A 19,351-nucleotide genomic window follows, 5' to 3' on the forward strand; every position below is an offset into this window, starting at 1 on the left:
GAGCGGTACGGCCGAGGACGAAAGCCTTCCGCCTCGGAAGGGGGCCTCAGGGAGCGGGCAGCCGGCGGGTGGCCCCGTCGAGGATGAGGGCGATCTCCTGTGCGGCGGCCCGCGCGGTCTCGATGTCGGTCGCCTCGGAGACCGCCAGTTCCAGACGGGCCAGCCGTGCGGCCCGGCGCGGGCAGCTGCGCAGTTCCACGAACATGCCCCAACGGCGAAGGAACATACGGACCGGAGCCGGATCCCCGTTACGGGAGCACAGGTCGCGGACGTGATGCTGTTGGGTGTCGAAGGTGGTGAGGGCATCGGGGGCCACACGGAGGACGGCGGCGCGCAGGACGGAGTCCTCGAGGTCGCCGACCGGGGGTTTCGACCGTAGGGGTTCGCGGATCAAAGCGACTCACCTCTTCACTGGGGGAGAAGAACCCTGGACCGAGCATGCGCTGTTCCCAAGGGCGGTACAAGCGAGATCCCGGAACCTGGGGAAAACTCCCCCCTGGGATGTTCCGCCGGGAAAGGGCGGCCTCTTCCGGTCGGTGTTATACGGGTATGTGTCTATACCTTCGTATTGGCCGGCCGTATCTCGTGAGTGCCTGAAGGGTGGCCACAAGAAGACCTGGCGACCTGGTGGCCAGGTTGAAGACATGGGCTGACCAGTGCAGATGCCAACCTGGTGGCCAGGGCCAGTTTTCGGGCAGCACTCAGAACCGAACCCGGCGGCCAGGCCACCAGGTCCGGAACCGAAATGGTGATGGATTCCGTGCAAGGGTCGACGGAATCGACGGTGGCGCTTCGCCACCATCCCGCATCACCTTAGAGCCCTACGCCGCCCGAGTGGGGGACATCCTCCCGGCGAGGCGTCCCCTCTTTTCCCGGGCCCCTCAAACCACCCCCACCACGCCCCAGAACCCGGGGTCCTTCTCGGTGACCACGACCGCGCCCGGCATGAGCGTCGCCACCGGAAGGTAGGGAGAGTCGACGGCCCCCTCCGGAACAGCGCGTATCTCCTCGTTCACGGTCAGGTCCGCGTCCAGATGGACAGGGGTCTCGGAGCCCTCCCACCGTGCGAACTCCACCCCGACCGGCCCTCGCTCCAGGTCCGGATCCGTCAGCGGATCCAGTCGGAGCACACCCTCCTCCAGGAGAAGCCCCCGACCGATGTCGTCGCCTTCGCCAGGGCGTTCCGGTACCTCGAAGTGGGCCACCTCCTCACCCGTAAAGGACGTGTACCAGTAGTCGACCGTGGACTCGTCATCGTCGATGGAGGTCTCCACGTAACCGTCGTCGAGCAACCCGACCGGGTCCCGCTCCTGTACCCGGTAGGCCTCACCCTCGATCTCCTCGCCCGTGACCGGGTCGATGAGGAACTCATGACGCTGATTCCCGGAACCCACCTGGAGAAGGAGCGCCCTACCGTTCGGTGCGAGCTCGTGGTCGGCCACACGGCGAACCGTGTCGGTGAACCCCTGCTCCAGCTCCCAACGGGGCTCTCCCGTGGTCGCGTCCAACCCGATCACGAGCATCCCCTGCTCGCTGGTGTCGACCGAGTCGTCCCGTAGGCCGCCGTCGTTGTAGGCCATGATGAGCACGACGGTGTCCTCGAAGCTCAGCACCTTCTCGACGACCACCCCCGCCCCGCGCTCGGGTGGTTCGAAGGACCAGAGCCGTTCCCCTTCCATGAGGGAGAAGGTCTCCACCGGACTTCCAGGTTCCTTCGAGGCGACGATCGCCGCGTCCGAAGTGAGCTCCACCGTCCGTTGGAAGATCTCACCCGTACCATCCTCGTGTTCGGCGAGAACCCGCCCCGTCCCGGAGTCGAGCACCACGGTCGTATCGACCGCCCCTTCCGACAAGGTCAAAAGGACGCTCTCATGATCCGGGGTCACCCCGGCACGGGCGGAGGAGGTCTGTGGCATCCGGTAGCTCCACAGCTCCTCCCCGGTGACCCCGTCCAACCCCACCACACCGCTGCCCAGCACCATCAAGGGGCCGGACACCCCCGGCAGGATGTACTCGAGCCTGCCACCGGCCTCTTCGGCGCTCCACTCCCAGCCCACCTCCGACACCGAGGTCGGCAACGAACGCACAGGCGCCTCACCATCGAGGACATGGTGCTCTACAGGGGTGGAACCCTCTGAAACGCCGGGCATGATCGAGCAGCCGGACGCCAGAAGTGGGACGCAGAGGAAGAGAACGGTGAGGGAACCGACCGTTCGAGAAGTGGTAGTGGGCACGGGAGACCTTCTCGCTCGGGGATGTTCCCGGCCGTTCTACCGTGTTCCACCGCGAGCGTCACATGGAGCCGAGTCGTGATCCGTCGGGAGGCGGGCTCCGGAGCATGCCGCGCCGGTGGAGTACCCCACGGAAGCCCTCAGCGCGCGTGAAAGCGCACCCCCGGATGGAACGTCCGCCCCTGAGACGTTCTCGTGTGCGCGGTATCAGGGCAGTCGGCGGCTCAGGGCCTCCACGACGTGCACGTCGGCGATGGTCAATCGCAGGTCCCCCGAATCGGTCGGGGTCACGGTCACCGACCTCGCGTACGCCCCATGACTCCACCGCCGTGAGGTCAGAGAGGGGACGGCCTTGGCCCCCAACCTCCCCAACGCTCCGGAAGGGCCGGCGAGCAGCCGAAGACGCCAGCGGGCACGCGAGATCGTCAACCCCCGGTAGTCGTCATGGAGCAGAAGCGGCAGCGTGCCCACCAGCCGTCCCTCCTCCCGGGAGGAGGAACCCGGGAGGACCTCCAACGGGAAACGACGGCCGGCGTCGGTACCGCGTACCACCTCCAGCGCGTAGGCCACCCCCTCCGGAGAAGGCGCTCCGAGACCCACCTCCACACGCAGTTCGTCGGCGCGTCTCCCGACGGGACGCACGCGCACTCTCTCCACGGGCAGGGTCGGCGCCAACGGCGAGCTGCGAAGCCCCAGGCGGTCGTTGATCGTGTAGTACGGCCGCACCTTGGAACCGGTGCCCCGACCGGTCTTCACCTGCTGGGCCGGATAGTCGATGATCCTCTTGTAACCCACGACCCCCGACAGATGCCGCCCCAAAGTGCACTCGGTTCCGTCGGACAACACCAGCCTCATCTGCCACTTGTCGGAATCCCCATGGCGTCCCCGCACCACTTCGGCCGGGTCGATGACGGCGGTGAACTCGCCTTCGTAGGCGACGGCGGACGGGAACTCGTGGCGCTCCTGGGAAGAGGGGGTCGTCCGCACCACAAGGCGGGCCCGAGCGTCGGGGAGCCGCCGGCCCAGAAGCCGTCCTTGGACGGTGATGAGCCCGTCGGCGATCTCCACGTGTTCGACCTCGGCGTGGTGGGGAGAGCGCCGCGCGTGCAGGACCAGCCGTCCCTTGGGGGAACGGTCCGGGATCACCAGGGACAGTTCCTCGGTGTCGGCGACGGAGAGCGGGAAACCGTGCTGGTGGATGGTCACGTCCCGTATCGGGCGTTCCACGCCCGCGTCCTTCCGATGCACCTGCCAGGTTCCGGTGGCCAGGTTGTGGGCGGAGGCGTCCACCTTCACCTTTCCGTCGCGATCGGGTGCCAGCTCCAGGTGCCCGGCCCCCCGGGAGAGCACCACCTTGTCCGGTATCGACCCGAGGCCGGTCTCTCCGAGGGAGGGCCCGAAGTTCAGGACCGCCACCCCGTCGGGGCCGAGCTCCACCCGACAGGCGGCGGGCGGCTCGGATCGTGGGGCCGGCACGGTGATCGGGGGAGAGGAGGGGAGGCGCTCCCCGGCCAGCTCGTGGAAGAGCTCCTCGTGCAGGCGCACGATGTTGACCGGATCGAACCGCTCCGAAGCTGTCAGCGCGGCCGAGGCCATGCGCCGACGCAGATCGTCGTCGCCCATCAGTTCGGCGAGCCCCTCGGCGATGCCGGAGGCCGATCGGTTGGGCACCAGCAGTCCGTCCTCGCCGTCGCGGATGATCGAGGCCGGACCGTGCGGACAGTCGGTGCTAACCACGGGCAGCCCCGAACGCATGGCCTCGACGATGGTCATCCCGAAGGGCTCCTCACTGGAGGTGACCGCCGCGAACGACCCCTGGGCCCATGCCTCCTCCACCCGCGGATGAGGCCCCATCAGCCACACCCGGTCTTGGAGCCCCAGGGAGTTCACCAGCCGTCCGAGCGCGCCTCGCCTGCTGCCTCGTCCGTAGATGCGCAGGGTCCAGTCGGGGAACTCGTCGCCCACCATGGAGAAGGCCTGGACGAGCAGGTCGTGCCGTTTGCTGGGCGCGAGCCGTCCGGCGGCGACGATCGTGCGCGTGTCGTGGCCGTTGCCGATGAAGGCGGGGGCGGGCACCGAATTGGGGATGGACAACAGCCGCACCCCGGGCAGGGGCATCTTCGCGGAGTAGGTGCGGGCGTCGGCCTCGGTGACGGTGACGAAGGCGTCCAGGTTGGTGTACTCGGAGGCCAGGATCCGCCGCAGTTCGTCGGAATGCTGCTCGTAGGTGAGGTGTTCCTGTCCGACCTTGATCAGGTGGTCGGGGGCGGCCCGTGCGATGACCACGTTGAGGCCCGGGCGGGTGCCGACGACCACGTCGGCGTCGGTGGTGGCCAGGTACTCCTCGAGCCGGTCGTCGGTGAGCCGGCTGTGGGTGGAACCGCGCCCGTCCTCCGGGGGGAACAGGAGAGGAGGCAGGCCGGCGCGTTCGGAACCCTCGTAGAGGGGCCGCCCTCCGATGCCGGTCCCCTGGTCCCCATGGCGGCGGATGTCGACGAGCGGACGTATACGGACCCGGGAGGGGACGGGCAGGACGGGGTCGGCACGGTGGCGGAACACCGAGACGATCTCGACCTCGTGCCGTTCCGAGAGAGCCGCGGCCTGATTGGCGACGGTGCGCACGGTGCCACCGATGCCGTACATGTCGTTGATCAGATAAGCGATCTTCATCGGGCCCCCGTGTCCTCAACCCCGCCCTGTGCGCTGACGGACGGAGACGATCCCCCTCACCCACATCGGAGCGATGCGCGAGTGGTCGATCAGATTAGGGGGAGAAATGGTGCAAAAGGTCCATATCTATGCTCGCCTGTCCGAATATTTGCCCTCTCCTGTGGGGGTTTTGCGGGGCCTTCGTGAAACACGGGCCATGAGCGCGAAGACCGTCCGGTCGCGATGAGACGGAGACCCGGGAGGGCGGACCCTCATGGGTGTGTTCGTGCGGGCCGGCCTCGCGCGAGACGGTCCGCGCCGGTGCTCCCGGGCCGACGGCGGTGGGCTTCGCCCTCACGACCGTTCACGAGGCCCCGGGAGAGGACGGGCGCGCGGTGGGATGGGGCTCTGCTGACCGCGCGCCCGCCGGCCTGGACCGAACGCTTCCCTGAGCGTTCGGGAGAGGGTCCGCCCCCTCGGCCCGCGTCCATGAGGAGCGCTTCGGCCGAGGGAGCGGGATCGGAGGCGGCAGGACGGAATTCCATCTCTTCCGGGCCGTGGCCGAAGAAGCTCCCGAAAGACCCTCCAGGCTCGGGAGTCATCGGGCCACGAAGCCCGGTCGACCGGGTCGGGGCCCGCCCCCCACACCGGTGCCGCCTCCTGGCTCGGTATCACACGTCGGCGTCGTCTCTTCGAGCGTGAGCGAGGACGAGGCCGATCATCCCGAACAGCGCCAGACGCTGGACGGCATGAGCGATGTCGTGCGGGTTGTCGACGTTGTGGACGGTCGGAGGTGTCCGCTTGGGCAAGGGCGGGCGCTCCGGAGAGAGGTCGAAGGGGGTGATGTCCACGGCTGTTCCTGACGAGTCGGGGGAGGCTCGTTGTTCGATGGACTCTCGGTCGAGAACCCCGTGAGTCCATCGGCGTGCGCTCATCGGCGGATCGTTTTCATGATCAACAACAAACGCGTGAGGGTTGTCCTACATCTCATGTATTGCCGCAGGCAACGCAATGTTGCCCGTGAGAGACACTTTGCCGCAAACAAAGGAAAATGTCGTGCTCTGACGGGTACTTCTTGTGGCCGTAACCGGCCACGTTGGGGAATCCCCAGTTGGCGGAGGGTGAGCGTCGACTCGGACCGACGCCTTCTCAGGGGCGACGAAACCCGGAGAAGGCGAAAGCGGAACGCCTCTCGACCGCGGCCGGCCCGACCACGAGGATGTTCCTCGTCATCCGTGCATGGCCGTATGTCCCCGGGGCCCAGGGCGAATATCGCACCTCACCCAGAACGCCCGCGCTCTCGCCGACTCACCGCCGGAGGCGCGCGAACCTCTGGGAACGAGGGGGCGGAGGGGTCAGTAGGTCCGAGTGGACTGCCAGTACGCCCACGCCTGGCAGGGTGACCCATGCGCATCCCGGATGTAGTCCAGCCCCCAGTCGATCTGTGCGGCCGCGCTGCCCTCGAAACCCTCCGGCATCTCCCCGTGCAGAGCCGGATTGAACCCGACGATCCCCCGCGAGCCGGTCTCCGAGTCGACCATGCCGGGGTCCCACCCCGACTGTCGACTCCAGAGATTGTCCAGGCAGGCCCATTCCTGATCGGTCCAGTTGTAACCCCTGGCCGACTGCATGGCGATGTTCTTGTTGTCCTCGAAGTCGCCGCCGCCCGCCCCCCAGTCGTACTGCTCCGGCTCCTCTGGCCGATCACGGTCGACCCAGGTCTCGTCGCCACAGCCCGGTCCCCGCACCGCGCAGACCATCGAACGCACACCGTCGTTGAAGCGTGTGCCGAGATCGCTCTGATAGATCAACGTGATCACCAGCGCGGCGAAGATCGTGGTCGCCCCGACCTCCACCAGACCGGCCCCACGATCTCTCTCGCTTCGCCGCGCGGGCCGGAACCAACGAGCGACACGACCGAGCCGGGGCGCCGCCCGTGGTGGACGTCCACGCTCGTCGGAGCGGTTCGGAGGGCGGGTCGACGAGGGTCGCCGAGGATCCCCGAGTTCAGGATGGTGGGGGGTGGTCAACGCCGCCTCCAGAGAAGTTCCAGGAGTGGGTCAGGGGCCGAGGTCAGGATATAGGAATGTCCTCGATCGGGTCGAACCCCGGGATTTCCAGAGTGATGGTGTCCACGTCCGAAGGAACAGAGAACATCGACCAATAAGCGACCTGCTCTCCGGGTTCTATTCTTTCTTTGAAGTCGAGGGAGGTATCTCCTGAGCAGAGGCATTCGCTTTCGCCGTTCATGACAGGGTGATACCTGCTTCTTTGGTCTGATGGGGTTATCGTCACTCCTGAGTAGTGTGATGGATTGCTGTACATATAAGATTTTCCTGATGGCCAGTTGAAATCCACGCCCGAGCTTCCTGTGTTCTGGATGCTCCAGGTGACCGAAAGAATATTGCCTGACTCGCTGAGTTCGGCTTTATGTGCCTCTGCGGAGAGTCCTGTGCTGATCTCCTCATTCGAGGAAGAGGTGCCCAGGGAGGTGAGGTCTTCAACTTTCGGGGTTGCGGATGCCAGTACTCCGGATGAAGTGCTGACGGGTAGAATGACTGCCATCGCGGATATTCCTATGATGCGTTTCCATTTTTTCAAATGAAGTCACCTACTTTTCGAACGTGACGCTGACTCGGCGGTTTCGCTCGCGCCCCTCTTCGGTGTCATTGTCGGCGATAGGGGCGGCGGATCCGTGTCCTTCCACTTCGAATGTCACGCCTTCCCTATTTATGAGGTCGGCCAGGCTCGATTCAACGCTCTCTGCTCGTTCTTTAGAGAGGGGGAGGTTGATGGAGTCATTTCCAGTGTTGTCGGCATGTCCGTCGATCGAAACCACGTTGGAGCTCGAGTCGTCGATCTCTCTTGCCACCTGGTTCAAGATGTCAGAGGCATCATCTGTCAGTTCGGAGCTGTTGGTTTCAAAGAGTACATCGGATGAGAGAATAATGCTTACTTCGTCTCCGCTTTCGCTTCGCCCGGTTTGGTCTTCGAGACTGTCCGAGATCAGTGTGAGATCGAGGATTTTTGGTTCTGCAAGGTTGCTGGTCTCGACTGTTTCAGATGATTCACTGATCGGGATGTCGAGTATCGGTGGAGAGAGCGGGGTCACCACTGTCATTTTTTCGATATTCTCCGGTGGCTCTGGGTAGATCACCCAGAGATCTTCGGTTTTCCCGCCTTCTATTGAGCTGTCCAGGGAGCTGCAGAAGCATTTTCCATCGTTGCTTCTGTAGCTTAGATAGTGTTGTTGGTTTATGTCGTCTATGAGGCTTACATTGCTGGCTGACAGATAGTTTTCGGTGTCTGAGAGGCCGAACCCGAGATCGAATGGATCTGAAGATTCATTTGTCACGCCAAGTTGTAGCCTTAGGAGGTTGTTCTCTAGGCGCTCGAGGGCGAAGACGTCTATTCGAAGGTCGGATCCGAGCGCCGTCGATGTTGTTATGGAGCTTTGCAGTATCTCTCTCGAAGCCTCTTCGTTCGGAGGATTGCCCGGATTGGGGGAGGTCGGCGTGTTGCTTGCCTCATGTGGTTCTTCAGGGGCTGTCACGCAACCTGATGAGGATATGATGATCACAGAGGCCAGGGCCAGTGCTGATTTTCTACTTATTTTCTTCTTTGGGGTTTCGCGCGGGATTGTTTTTCCCTCGTGGATTTTTCTTGAGTTCGAGTTTTTGTTATCCATTTTTAGGTCGGAGAGAAGATCTTATTGATCGAAGAGATCATCCCTTGGGCTATCCGATCTCCGATGTTGCTGCTGTACAGCAGTGCGGCGATGATGCCTACGAACACGATGATGGCGGCGTATTCGACGAAGCCGGCCCCCTTATCCTTCGTGTCGGCTTCTGGTGGTGTCAGGAGGGAGATGATTTTCGCCCAGGCCTTGTGGGTGATGTTCACGGATCGACTCCTTGTAGGGGAGGGGGATTGTGTGAATGTCTTCTTCGTCTGTGGCTCTCGGCAGGGCTGAGCGTGGAGGTCTCCCTGTGGATCATGGCACGAGGCCCACTCCCCTGGACAGAGGCGACCACCACTATCAGGAGAACCAGGATAGCCTGCTCTGTTTTGACCGGATGTGGTCAACGGGGTTTATGAGTATGCAGGTCAGAGGGGTTAGAGCGGTGCGTGATGAGTGAAGGACCCGGTTCTTCGCGACTATCTCACGTGTGCGGTGAGCGGATCTTATTTCTGCAGATGAGCGCTGTTTTCGGGTGTGGTCTCCCACGCTGATCTCCGATTCGACGAGTACGGGTGGTTCGAGACGCCGGGAACGATCGCTCTGTTCGGAGGGCGGCGTTCGATGGGGCCTGGGGTGGGGGCGGTGGGGCGTCGACCGAACCCTGTTCGTCCGCTTCGTCCGGTCGAGTGGGAGGCTTGGAACTCCCCCCGAGCCCTACCCCCGCTTGTCGCCTCCGTGTTCGTGTCCTCCTCGCCGAAAGGGCCTCACCCATGGACACCGTGCCCTTCCTCGTCGCCTCCGGGGTGGTGATCGGCCTTCTGCTCACCCTGTGGCCGGTCCTCTCCCTCATCGTCGCGAATCTGAGCCTGCGTCGCCAGGCCGCTCGAACGCCCGAACCCGAAAGGGTCACAGGGGTGGACGAGCTCTCCCCGGTCGAACTCGCCTACCTCGCGGGAGGACCGAGAAGGGCGGGGAGGGTCGTCCTGATGGAGCTCTTCCTCAGGGGGAGGGTGCGGGCCCAACGGAGAGGCGGGCTCATCACCCTGGTCGGTCCCGAACGCCCCTATGTCGGTGAGCGGGATCCGGTCGGCAGGGCGGTGCTCGCCGTCTTTCGAGGGAGGGTGGCGGTGAACGCCGTGGCGATCGTCGACGCCGTCTCCGAGGGGGATGTTCTCGACACCGTTCGGCGGGGTCTCGGCGAACGTGGTCTCATCGTCCATTCGGCCGGGTCGGAGCGGTCGCTCGGTCGTCGACGGCGCTCCCACGCCCTTCTCCAGGTCATCGCCAAGGCCGGTTGGGTGATCGCCGTCCTCGGGCCGGTGTTCCTGCTTCTGCTGGAGGGGGTCTCCTGGGCGTCGGGGCAACTGGCGCTCGGGCTGACGTTGGGGGTGGTCGGGACGGTCGCCTCCGGGTTCTCCGGTGTTCCGGAGCGGCGGGGAGGGAGATCGGTGCCGCGCACGTCCGCGGGCGACCGGCTTCTGGAGGTGGCCGAGGCCCGCTATCCGCTCGCCGAATCCCGAGGGCGGGACGTGAACCGGGAGACGGCTCTACGGTTCGGAGCGATCCACGGCATGTCGGGTGTGCGTCGACAGCGGAGACCGGTCGTGACCGACCCCGGCCTCATGGTCGACCCGGGCGCGCACCACTCGTCGCGAGGGGAGGGGGCCGTCGGCGGGGAGGTCTTCACCTGGGACGAGGTGTGCGACTACGCGGAGCGGTGCGCCGACGAGAGCGGCGGCGGGTCGAGCGGTGGCTCCCATGGGGGCGGTTCCGGTGATTCCGGTGGCTTCGGTGGTGACGGGGGAGGCTGGAGTTTCGGAGGAGACTCCGGTGGCGGTGATTCCGGTGGCGGTGATTCCGGTGGTGGTGGCGACTCGGGTGGTGGGGACGGTGGAGGCGGCGGGGGAGACTGATCCCCGATCCGGTCCTCATCGAGGTCGACCGATCGTCGAGCCGTCATTGCCCGTGGTTTTGCCGCCCTCCGCGCAGACTGGAGGAGACCATGCCGTCGTCGGTAGGCGGGTGGAGGATCGTGGTCACGAGCATCGGAGACCCACGCCCCGCCCTCGGCCGGCACCGACTCCTCGAGAACGACGGGGGAGAGTATGGACCTCAAGATCCTGCCGCTGGCGATCACCATGATGGCGGGGCCGCAGATCATCGCGGCCCTCGTCCTGGTCACGGCGAGACAGGCGGTACGCGTGTCCGTGGCGTTCCTGCTGGGGGTCGCCATCGCCACGAGTGTCGGGGTGGCGATCACCCATGGCCTCTTCGGGCTCTTCGGGAACAAGGTCTCTCTGGGGAGCCCCTCCGACTCGGGGTCGGTGGGGACCCTGATCCAGATCGGGCTGGTGGTGCTGCTGGTCCTCGCCGCGATCCGGGCCTTCCTGACACGGGAGACGTCCGAGCCACCGGGGTGGCTCACCGGACTGATGGACGCGGGGGTCGGTCGTGGGCTGACGACCGGGCTGTTGGTGATCCTGGCGATGCCCTCGGACATCGTCGTCATGCTGACGGTGGGGGCGCACCTGGCCCATGGCGGGGAGGATTTCGTGGCCGGGCTGGGGTTCGTCGCGGCGACCGTGCTGATAGCGGCTCTTCCACTGTTGACGCTCCTGGCCCTGGGCCATCGTGGGAGGGACGCCATGCCCGCCGTACGGGACTGGCTGACCTCGAACAGTTGGGTGATCACCATCGCCACATGTGCGGTCTTCGTGCTCCTCATCCTGTGAGGTCCGGGCCCGGCGCGGACGGAGACCGGGCCCCGAGATCTTCACGCGGGCGGTGGTGGCGCTTGACCTCCTCCCCAGTGGGTAGGGGCTCCAGCGCCACGCCCCGGACCACCGTCGCGCCGATCCCGGCCGCCGTACGACCCCTGACGCACCAGGAGCGCCCCCCATGGCGGAACCCCTCGTCCTGCCCCACACGATTCGCGGTACCGGCCCGCACGGCGTCATCGCCCTGCACGGATGGTTCGGAGATCGCGATGACTACGAGACGGTGTTGGCCCACTCCGATGGCGGGCGTTTCACCTACGCCGCCCTCGACCAGCGTGGTTATGGTGACGCCGGGGGCATCGGGGGTGAGTACACCACCGCTCGCGTCGCGGCCGACGCCCTGGCACTGGCCGATCATCTCGGGTGGTCGACCTTCTCCGTGGTCGGCCATTCCATGGGCGGCAAGGTCGCGCAGAACATCGTCGCGCTGGCCCCCGAGCGGGTCCGGTGCATGGTGGGGATCTCTCCGGTCCCGGCCTCGGGGGCGGGGCTCGGAGACGATGCCCGGGCCCTTTTCACCCAGGCCGCGGGGGATCCGGCGGCCCGGCGCGCCATCATCGATCTCACCACGGGCGGCAGGCTCCCCGCCAGGTGGCTCGATCGGATGGTGGATCGTTCCCTCGCCCGTTCGGACCGGGACGCCTTCGCCGCCTACTTCCGGGATTGGGCCTTCGAGGACTTCCATGAGGCCGTCGAGGGGGCCGAGGTTCCCGCGCTCGCCGTGGCCGGGGCCCATGATCCGGCCCTGTCCGCGGAGGTGATGAGGGCGACCTGGATGGAGTGGTTCCCCCGCGGGGAGTTGTACGTGCTCCAGGACGCGGGGCACTACGCGATGGAGGAGACCCCCCTTGCCCCTGCTGGCCCGGATCGAGGGTTTCCTGGGGGAGAACGAGGGCTGAGCCGGGGTGTGGAGGCGGCCGTTCTCTTCGCGGTCTCCGTACACGGAGGTGGAGGGCCGGGGGACACCCGGTGAAATCATGGCGAATATCGGACACCGTCGGCGTCCGGCCTCGGGGCTCCGACATGGGGCGTTCCGTGTGTCGTGCCGGTGGCCGTGTCCGGATGGGTGTGTGGTCTTCGCCCCACCGCCGCGGAGAAGTCCCCGTTCCGGGCGGACGACGCGCCGGTCTCGGAGGGGCGTGGTGTCCGACATCGCTGCCTTCGTCCCACCGGAGGGTGCCCGATACCGGGACAGAACGGGTTCGTGGGGGCCGAACGAGCCCGAAGAAGGGCGCGCCAGAGCGGGATACGATGACCCAGATCGGGCCGGCGGCATCGCTGACCTGCTGTCCTGTGTCATCTCATCGAGCACGTTCGACCGCGTGACGATCGGTGTCGACATCGACGCGCGCGGCCACGGCGCCGACGTTCAACAGAAGGCCCCTCTGTGTCCCTCATCGAAGCAATCGTCCTTGGACTGGTCCAGGGGCTGACCGAGTTCCTGCCGATCTCCTCCAGCGGGCATCTGCGCGTGGTGTCCGCGTTCTTCGGCTGGCCCGACCCCGGTGCGGCCTTCACCGCCGTCAGCCAGATCGGTACCGAGCTGGCCGTGGTCATCTACTTCCGTAAACGCATCTGGGCGATCCTGTCGACGTGGACGCGCTCCCTGGTCGTCCGTGAGCTGCGAAGCGATATCAACGCCCGTATGGGGTGGTACGTCATCCTGGGCTCGGTCCCCATCGTGGTGCTGGGCCTGCTCCTGGAAGACCAGATCGACAGTGTGTTCCGCGATCTGCGTCTGGTCGCGTTGAACCTGATCATCTTCGGTGTGATCCTCGGTATCGCCGACAGGTACGCGCGTAAGCAGCGCAGCCTGGAGGACCTCAACGTCCCCCGCGGTCTGGCCTTCGGTATGTTCCAGGCTCTCGCCCTGATCCCCGGCGTCTCGCGTTCGGGCGGCACGATCACCGGTGGAATGCTGCTCGGTTTCAACCGTAAGGACGCCGCCGAGTACGCCTTCCTGTTGGCGCTGCCCGCGGTCTTCGGTTCGGGCTTCTACAAGATGCTGGACATCGGTGGGGACGAGTACGCCGGTTGGGGCGCCACCATCGTCGGTACGGTCATCGCCGGTGTCGTCGGCTTCGTGGTGATCGCGTGGCTGATGAAGTTCATCTCCACGCACAGCTTCATGCCCTTCGTCTACTACCGCGTGGCTCTGGGCATCGTCATCCTGGCGTTGGTGAGCTGGGGCGCGCTCGACCCTCAGGGCGGCGCGGAGTCCCAGCCCGCCCGGAGCGACGTCGTCGCCGAGCAGGAGGCCCCGGAGAAGGAAGAGGAGGCCCCGGCCGCCGACGAGGAGGAGCGAGAGGCCGAGGCGCCCTCGACCGAGCCCTCCACGGAGGCGGGCGCCCCGGAGGTCGATCCGGCGACCGGTTGGGAGATCGACGCCGAGTCCGGTCTGCTCCGCAACCCGGAGAGCGGTCTCCTGCACGATCCGAACCTGGGCATGGACGTCGACTACGACCCCGTGAGCGGCATGGCCACCAACCCCATGAGCGGTGAACGGTACGCTCCGGACCTCGCCGCGCGGGACCACTAGGGAACGTTCTCCGGCGGTGGTCGGTGAATAAAGCGTGGGGCGGAACCCTGACCGATTCCGCCCCACGCCCCGATGATCGGGGGAAGACGATGTCGAGCCCTGCCTGACTCGACACCATCACCCTTGACCCAGCTCCCCCGACCAGGGCTTTCTCTCGACCTGTCAGCCGCTCGTGGGCGCCTCCAGGCCGTAGGCGTCGGCCAGCAGCTCGTAGGAGCGCATGCGGGCCTCCTTGTCGAAGATCATGGAGGAGAGCATCAGCTCGTCCACCCCGGTGTCGGCGACGAACCGATCGATCTTCGCCACGACGGTCTCGGGTGAGCCGACGAAGGAGTAACGCAGCATCATGTCGAGCTGCGGCTTCTCCCCGGGGCGCCACATGGTGTCCAGGGCCGAGGGCTCCACGGGCGGCTGAAGGAGTCCGCGCTCGTTGCGCAGGATCCCGAGGAACGACAGCCGCATGGAGGTGAACAGGCGTTCGGCCTCCTCGTCGGTGTCGGCGACGCACACGTTGATCCCGGCCATGGCGTAGGGCTTCTCGGCCTGGGCCGAGGGGGCGAACCCCTCCCGGTAGGCGTCCAGCGCGTCGTACAGGGCGCTGGGGGCGAAGTGCGAGGCGAAGGCGTAGGGCAGGCCCAGGTGCGCGGCCAGTTGGGCGCCGAACAGGCTGGAACCCAGGATCCACAGGGGTACCCGAAGGCCTTCGCCGGGAACGGCGCGCACGGGCTGTCCGGGAACGGCCGGTTCGAAGTAGGCCTGAAGCTCCTGAACGTCGTTGGGGAACGTGGAGGAGGAGGTCTGGTCGCGGCGCAGCGCTCTCATGGTGCGGGGGTCGGTGCCGGGGGCGCGTCCCAGGCCCAGGTCGATCCGCCCCGGGTAGAGGGACTCCAGGGTGCCGAACTGTTCGGCGATCACCAGGGGGGAGTGGTTGGGGAGCATGACGCCGCCCGAGCCCACTCGGATGGTGGAGGTCCCTTCGGCGATGAATCCGAGGGAGACGGACGTGGCGGCGCTGGCGATGGCCCGCATGTTGTGGTGCTCGGAGAGCCAGAAGCGGTGGTAGCCCCGGCGCTCCAGGTTCTGGGCGAGTTCGCGCGCGTCGCGTAGGGCCCGTCCCGGGTCGGAGCCCTCGACGATGCCCGCGTGGTCCAGGACGGACAGGGCGGGCCGGGTACCGGGGGTCGCGTCCCCGGAAACGGTCTCGTCGGCCTCTTTGCTGTTCGACATCTCAGTTACCCCCACTGACCTCGAATGTTCGATGATCGACGATCATCGAACAGTGACGGTACACTCGCGCCTGAACACGGGCCAAATCCGATTCGGGACATCGTGGGGCGTTTCGCATGCTCACGCCGGTGGTCGGTCCGTGCGGAAACGGCCGGGTGGCGGCGGAATCGGAGGTGGGGCCTTGGGGGCCAAGGGAGTGTCCAAGGGGGCGGGGCATCCGGCGCTGTGCGACGTGGAACTGGTCACGGTCCTGTCCGCGTTGGCCGAACCCACACGACTGCGGATCGTGGCCATGCTCTCCGAGCCCGGGGGCGAGCGTGCCTGGAAGGACATCGACCTGCCGATCGCGCAGTCGACGCTCAGCCACCATCTGAAGATCCTGCGCAACGCCGGCCTGGTGCGCAACCGGACCGAAGGGACGCGCTGCTTCGTCTCGTTGCGCGAGGAGGAGATGGAGGGTCGGTTCCCCGGGTTGCTGGAGACGGTCCTGCACTGTCGGGACCGGTAGGGCGCGAAGGCGCGTCGCCGCTCCTCGCGGTTCGTCGAGCCCGGGGGAGGGGACGCGAGAAGGACGAGTGGGTCGTGCCACTCGTGTCGATACCGCTTCGTCCGCGCTCACGTTGGGACCAACGAGGCCGCCCCCGGGTGAGTTCCCGGTCGAGGGGTTTTCTTGTTCCGGTCCGCTGCGGAGCGTGACGGCCCGTCGATGCCGGGATGGCGGAGAGGTCGGGCACATGCGAAGACCCGGCGACTCTCTCCCCCTATGAGAGGTCGCCGGGCCTCCATCCCCTTACGGAACAGGGTCCCTGAACCTGCCGATCCCCTTTCCCTCCCAAGTGCCGTACGGCTGGAGGGGCGGTCGGACCAGAGACCCGCGGTGGTCGGCGAGGTATCCACGTGCGTGAAGAACGTGAATTCCCCCGAAAACCTCGCTCCACCTTGTGAGAAAAGGATCCTCGAAAGATCTTCCCGGGAATGACGAGCTTTCGGTCTCCTTCTCGGGTGAGCCCCGCCTGACCTCGTGTGACAAACGCTGAAAAGCCGGGCCTGTGATGTACTCTAGCGCCTCCTCGGACCATTCTTGACCCTCCTATGGGAAGCGTGTCGTGGCCGACTCTCGCCCATCGGGGTATCCGAAACGGATGATCGCGTGGAACGCCCTGTACATCGTTCGGACAGCACGACAGAACCGGTTCTCGGGTGCGGAGTCCGCTCCTGTCGTCCGACCGACGACTCCGAGTATGCCTGAGAACAGGGGTCGCCCGCAGGGATTCGGAGTTAATGATCGGCGCGCGTCCGGTGGTTTGTCCGAATCGAGGGGTGTGGGGCGGTGTCGGGGGGTGGAATGTTGGCGTTGCGGGACCTTGGGCACGTTTGGCGAGTCCGTTTGTCCTTAAAGTAGTCGCTTGTGAACGCCCGTGATGGGCGCGATGCGAAGTCCGTTCGGAGACGGGGTTCCCGAAAATGGGTGCCGTCCTCGAAAAGGTTGCTCGACGTTGCATAACAAGGCGAGTGGAAGGTTCGCTCTCCTCCGTTCCGGTGTGATGGAGAAGGGAACGCGCCCGCGCCCTTCAAGAGCGTTCGGAGGTGGTGAAGCGGAGGTCGAACCCATCGGGGTCGAAGGTCGAACGTGAATCCCGACTTTCGATCCGGTCGTTCGGGCCGCGCTTTCGAGTGTCCCTTTCGGGGAGAGGGGGGGACGGTTTTCCCGAAGGGCCGACGCGGGTCGACGGGCGTCTCGGGCGGTAAACGGATCGGAGGTGAGAACCGGGGTATCGGCGGCGTACCGGGAGGTTCACCGACCGGGCGGGAGGATCGGGGCGAGCCCGTCGTTCTCCGGAGGGATGGCCGGTTCCGGGCTCGGGCAAGTAGTGCAGAACAGTCAGAAGCGGGCATTTCACAGCACCATGAGGTGGTGAAGGACATCACACCTCGGGTACGGTGCTGCGCGCTCTCACCCCCCGGCCTTGGAGGTCCCCTCGTGATGATCGGCGACACGCTCGGCGGCTACAGACTCGAGAAGAAACTGGGCGAAGGCGGTTACGGGACGGTCTACCTCGGTCGTCGTGAGGACGGCGAGCCCGGGGCGGTCAAGGTTCTGCATCCCCACATCGCGGGGACCCCCGAGTTCCGTCGGCGTTTCCAGGCCGAGGCGATGCTCAGTATGGACATCCCGCCCTACTTCATCGCCCGGGTGCTCAAGACGGGGGATCCCGAGGCCCGCCCGGAGCCCGATCAGGAACCCGCCTGGGTGGTGACCGAGTACGTCGAGGGTCGGACACTGCGCAAGCTCGTGATGGGCGACGGCAGTGACGAGGGGCCCTTGGGAGAGGACGACCTCCACCGTACGGCGGTCGCCACGGCCACCGCCCTGGTCTCCATCCACAGCGCGGACGTGGTCCATCGGGACTTCACCCCCTCCAACATCATGGTCACCGGGGACGGGGTCCGGGTGATCGACTTCGGGATCGCGCGCGCGGTCGAGGAGGCCCCGACGATGGCCAGCGGCTCGACCGGGACCCTGCGGTACATGGCCCCGGAGCAGATCCTGGGAACCGAGGTCAGCCCGGCGATCGACGTGTTCGCCTGGGGCGCGGTGATCGCGTTCGCGGGCACGGGCCGGGACGTCTTCGACGGTGGGAGCGCCTGGGAGACACGTCAGCGGATCCTCTACGGCGAGGCCGATCTGCGGGGGCTGCCCGAGGCACTCGTCGGGGTCGTGTCCTGGTGCCTGGAGAAGGATCCGGAACTACGACCCACCTCGCACCGGCTGCTGTCCCGACTCCTGGGGAAGGAGACCTCGTCGATCGAGGAGGAGGGGGAGGCCACCCAGAGGGACAGCCGGACCCTCCTGGACGAGGGGGCGGCCGCGTTCTGGCGCAGCATCACCATGGGGATGAGCGGCTTCCCCACGGTGGCCGGGCCCGACCGCGAGGGGACGTTCGAGATCGCCGGCACCTTCTACGGGACGGTGGCCGAGCTCGCCCGCGGGGTGCAGAGCAGATGGCCGGAGGCCCACGGGATGCTCCGGGACGCGCACAAACGCCAGGAACTGTTGCGGTGGCTCCCCGAAGAGGAGGGCAAGGCGCGCGAGATCGTGGGGGTACTGCCCGAGGCCTGGGGAGGAGCCGACGTCCAGGCCGCCAATCTGGTCGCCGAACTCTCTCCCGACCTGCCCGCCCTCTTCCGTGACCTGGACATGTCCTGGGGTGCCCTGTTCAGCACCAAGGACGGGCGTGCCTGGCCCTATCGGGAGCCCGAGCACGAGCGGCTCATGGATCTGGTGGAACGCCATGGCCTGTTGAAGGCGCTCAGCGGTCACCACTGCATCGGCAGCGACCATTCCTGTCGACGGGAACGTCCTTGTTCTCGCTATGTGCACGTCGCCCGCCAGGCCTCCGACCTCTTCGAGAGGCTGCGCGCGCTGGAGGGGTGGCTGCGAGGTGCGGCCGCGACCGCCGGATTCGACCGGGAGCGGCTCTCCCCGGTGGAGAAGGGCGACCTGGTCCACATGCTCGGCACCCACGAGCGGCGGAACGGCGAGGCGCCGGCCTTGGCGGTGTGGGCGACCCAGGGGCTTCCGGAGGGCGAACTGCGCGAGAGGGCGCGCAGGGTCGTACGGGAGGCGGACGACCCGTGGCCGGCCGCGGTGGCGCTGTACGCGTGCCGAGACGATCTGCGCAGGGTCTCCGAGAGGTCGGCGGGTCCACGCGAACGCCCGGGGCCGAGGCCGGCGGTCGATCACGGGAGGAGGAAGGGGGGCGGGCGCGGACGCCGGGGGCCGGTGGGGCGGGAACCCCGCGGGCTCTCCCGTCTCCTCTGGGCGGTCGGGGCGATCCTGGTGGTCGCCGGCGTGGTGCTCGGGGCGCTCTATTGGGGTGACCTGACCCTGCTCGCGTTGATGGCGACCGGGGCGGGGGCGGCCTTGATCGTGATCGGGCGGGTCCTGTTGGAGGACCACCGCAAGGCTCTGACCGGCGAGGAACGGGGAGAGCACGGCTCGGAGGCCGGAACGGCGGGGGAGAGCCCCGTGGACGAGGCTCCTCTGGGGGACGAGGAACGGCGTGCGGAGTTGCTCCGTCATCTGTTCGACTTCCCCGAGTGAGGCCGAAGGGCGGTGCCACCCCAACAACCTGATAACGGAGCGGGGACGCGAAGAAGGGGGATCGGATGCTGTGATGCCGGTCGCATCGCCTGTCCTCGGCGTGGGGAAAGGGCGGCCATCGCCGCTTTGAACAGCGGATAC

At 66.6% G+C, this 19,351-nt stretch carries 15 protein-coding genes; 6 read left to right on the forward strand and 9 right to left on the reverse strand.

What is annotated here, in order from left to right; all coding sequences use genetic code 11:
- Window positions 1-46 precede the first annotated feature (46 nt).
- The 8 genes from D451_RS0119190 to D451_RS27405 form a co-directional block, all read right to left on the reverse strand.
- The gene (locus D451_RS0119190; protein WP_014912758.1) at window positions 47-394 is read right to left on the reverse strand and encodes a hypothetical protein; all 348 of its coding nucleotides are present in this window, start codon (window positions 392-394) and stop codon (window positions 47-49) included.
- Between the two features lie 487 nt (window positions 395-881).
- On the reverse strand, window positions 882-2,087 hold the full coding sequence (locus tag D451_RS0119195; RefSeq protein ID WP_234305872.1) for an outer membrane protein assembly factor BamB family protein: 1,206 nt from the start codon (window positions 2,085-2,087) through the stop codon (window positions 882-884).
- Between the two features lie 351 nt (window positions 2,088-2,438).
- Window positions 2,439-4,901 carry a glycosyltransferase family 4 protein gene (locus D451_RS0119200; RefSeq protein ID WP_017535616.1) on the reverse strand — a complete coding sequence of 821 codons (2,463 nt, stop codon included), beginning with the start codon at window positions 4,899-4,901 and terminating at the stop codon, window positions 2,439-2,441.
- 650 nt (window positions 4,902-5,551) lie between these two features.
- Window positions 5,552-5,731 (reverse strand): hypothetical protein, encoded by a 180-nt coding sequence (locus D451_RS0119205; protein WP_017535617.1) that lies wholly within the window; start codon window positions 5,729-5,731, stop codon window positions 5,552-5,554.
- 504 nt (window positions 5,732-6,235) lie between these two features.
- On the reverse strand, window positions 6,236-6,736 hold the full coding sequence (locus tag D451_RS0119210; protein WP_014912036.1) for an aggregation-promoting factor C-terminal-like domain-containing protein: 501 nt from the start codon (window positions 6,734-6,736) through the stop codon (window positions 6,236-6,238).
- 217 nt (window positions 6,737-6,953) lie between these two features.
- A complete protein-coding gene (locus D451_RS28670) occupies window positions 6,954-7,445 on the reverse strand; it encodes a hypothetical protein (RefSeq protein ID WP_241463351.1) in 492 nt (163 codons plus the stop codon).
- Between the two features lie 46 nt (window positions 7,446-7,491).
- On the reverse strand, window positions 7,492-8,568 hold the full coding sequence (locus D451_RS28310; RefSeq protein ID WP_169336179.1) for an OmpA family protein: 1,077 nt from the start codon (window positions 8,566-8,568) through the stop codon (window positions 7,492-7,494).
- A 2-nt stretch (window positions 8,569-8,570) separates the two neighbouring features.
- Window positions 8,571-8,783: a hypothetical protein gene (locus D451_RS27405; RefSeq protein WP_081616097.1), complete on the reverse strand. Its 213-nt coding sequence runs from the start codon at window positions 8,781-8,783 to the stop codon at window positions 8,571-8,573.
- A 549-nt stretch (window positions 8,784-9,332) separates the two neighbouring features.
- On the opposite strand from D451_RS27405, the gene D451_RS0119225 reads away from it, so the two are divergent.
- The 4 genes from D451_RS0119225 to D451_RS0119240 all read left to right on the forward strand — a co-directional run bounded on the left by D451_RS0119225 (window position 9,333) and on the right by D451_RS0119240 (window position 13,878).
- The gene (locus D451_RS0119225) at window positions 9,333-10,475 is read left to right on the forward strand and encodes a TIGR04222 domain-containing membrane protein (RefSeq protein WP_017535619.1); all 1,143 of its coding nucleotides are present in this window, start codon (window positions 9,333-9,335) and stop codon (window positions 10,473-10,475) included.
- A gap of 192 nt (window positions 10,476-10,667) precedes the next feature.
- Complete coding sequence (locus D451_RS0119230; RefSeq protein WP_014911092.1) at window positions 10,668-11,294, forward strand: GAP family protein; 627 nt, start codon at window positions 10,668-10,670, stop codon at window positions 11,292-11,294.
- A 166-nt stretch (window positions 11,295-11,460) separates the two neighbouring features.
- Window positions 11,461-12,312 (forward strand): alpha/beta fold hydrolase, encoded by an 852-nt coding sequence (locus D451_RS26660; RefSeq protein ID WP_017535620.1) that lies wholly within the window; start codon window positions 11,461-11,463, stop codon window positions 12,310-12,312.
- A gap of 414 nt (window positions 12,313-12,726) precedes the next feature.
- Window positions 12,727-13,878 (forward strand): undecaprenyl-diphosphate phosphatase, encoded by a 1,152-nt coding sequence (locus D451_RS0119240; protein ID WP_014913005.1) that lies wholly within the window; start codon window positions 12,727-12,729, stop codon window positions 13,876-13,878.
- Window positions 13,879-14,040: 162 nt separating this feature from the next.
- Here the strand turns inward: D451_RS0119240 and D451_RS0119245 are convergent, their stop codons facing one another.
- Window positions 14,041-15,105 carry an LLM class flavin-dependent oxidoreductase gene (locus tag D451_RS0119245; protein WP_014912442.1) on the reverse strand — a complete coding sequence of 355 codons (1,065 nt, stop codon included), beginning with the start codon at window positions 15,103-15,105 and terminating at the stop codon, window positions 14,041-14,043.
- Between the two features lie 181 nt (window positions 15,106-15,286).
- Between D451_RS0119245 and D451_RS0119250 the strand changes: the two genes are divergently transcribed.
- Together D451_RS0119250 and D451_RS27055 are read left to right on the forward strand one after the other, a co-directional pair.
- Window positions 15,287-15,613 carry an ArsR/SmtB family transcription factor gene (locus tag D451_RS0119250; RefSeq protein WP_014910216.1) on the forward strand — a complete coding sequence of 109 codons (327 nt, stop codon included), beginning with the start codon at window positions 15,287-15,289 and terminating at the stop codon, window positions 15,611-15,613.
- 1,476 nt (window positions 15,614-17,089) lie between these two features.
- The gene (locus D451_RS27055) at window positions 17,090-19,210 is read left to right on the forward strand and encodes a serine/threonine protein kinase (RefSeq protein ID WP_051018305.1); all 2,121 of its coding nucleotides are present in this window, start codon (window positions 17,090-17,092) and stop codon (window positions 19,208-19,210) included.
- Window positions 19,211-19,351: the final 141 nt, after the last annotated feature.

This window comes from Nocardiopsis alba DSM 43377, from assembly GCF_000341225.1.
GTDB lineage: Bacteria > Actinomycetota > Actinomycetes > Streptosporangiales > Streptosporangiaceae > Nocardiopsis > Nocardiopsis alba.

Bases quoted from the DNA above. Each gene is read 5' to 3' on its own strand.
- D451_RS0119200 (WP_017535616.1), bottom strand. From the start codon at position 4,901: ATGAAGATCGCTTATCTGATCAACGACATGTACGGCATCGGTGGCACC.
- D451_RS28670 (WP_241463351.1), bottom strand. From the start codon at position 7,445: ATGGCAGTCATTCTACCCGTCAGCACTTCATCCGGAGTACTGGCATCC.
- D451_RS28310 (WP_169336179.1), bottom strand. From the start codon at position 8,568: ATGGATAACAAAAACTCGAACTCAAGAAAAATCCACGAGGGAAAAACA.
- D451_RS0119225 (WP_017535619.1), top strand. From the start codon at position 9,333: ATGGACACCGTGCCCTTCCTCGTCGCCTCCGGGGTGGTGATCGGCCTT.
- D451_RS0119230 (WP_014911092.1), top strand. From the start codon at position 10,668: ATGGACCTCAAGATCCTGCCGCTGGCGATCACCATGATGGCGGGGCCG.
- D451_RS26660 (WP_017535620.1), top strand. From the start codon at position 11,461: ATGGCGGAACCCCTCGTCCTGCCCCACACGATTCGCGGTACCGGCCCG.
- D451_RS0119245 (WP_014912442.1), bottom strand. From the start codon at position 15,105: ATGTCGAACAGCAAAGAGGCCGACGAGACCGTTTCCGGGGACGCGACC.
- D451_RS27055 (WP_051018305.1), top strand. From the start codon at position 17,090: ATGATCGGCGACACGCTCGGCGGCTACAGACTCGAGAAGAAACTGGGC.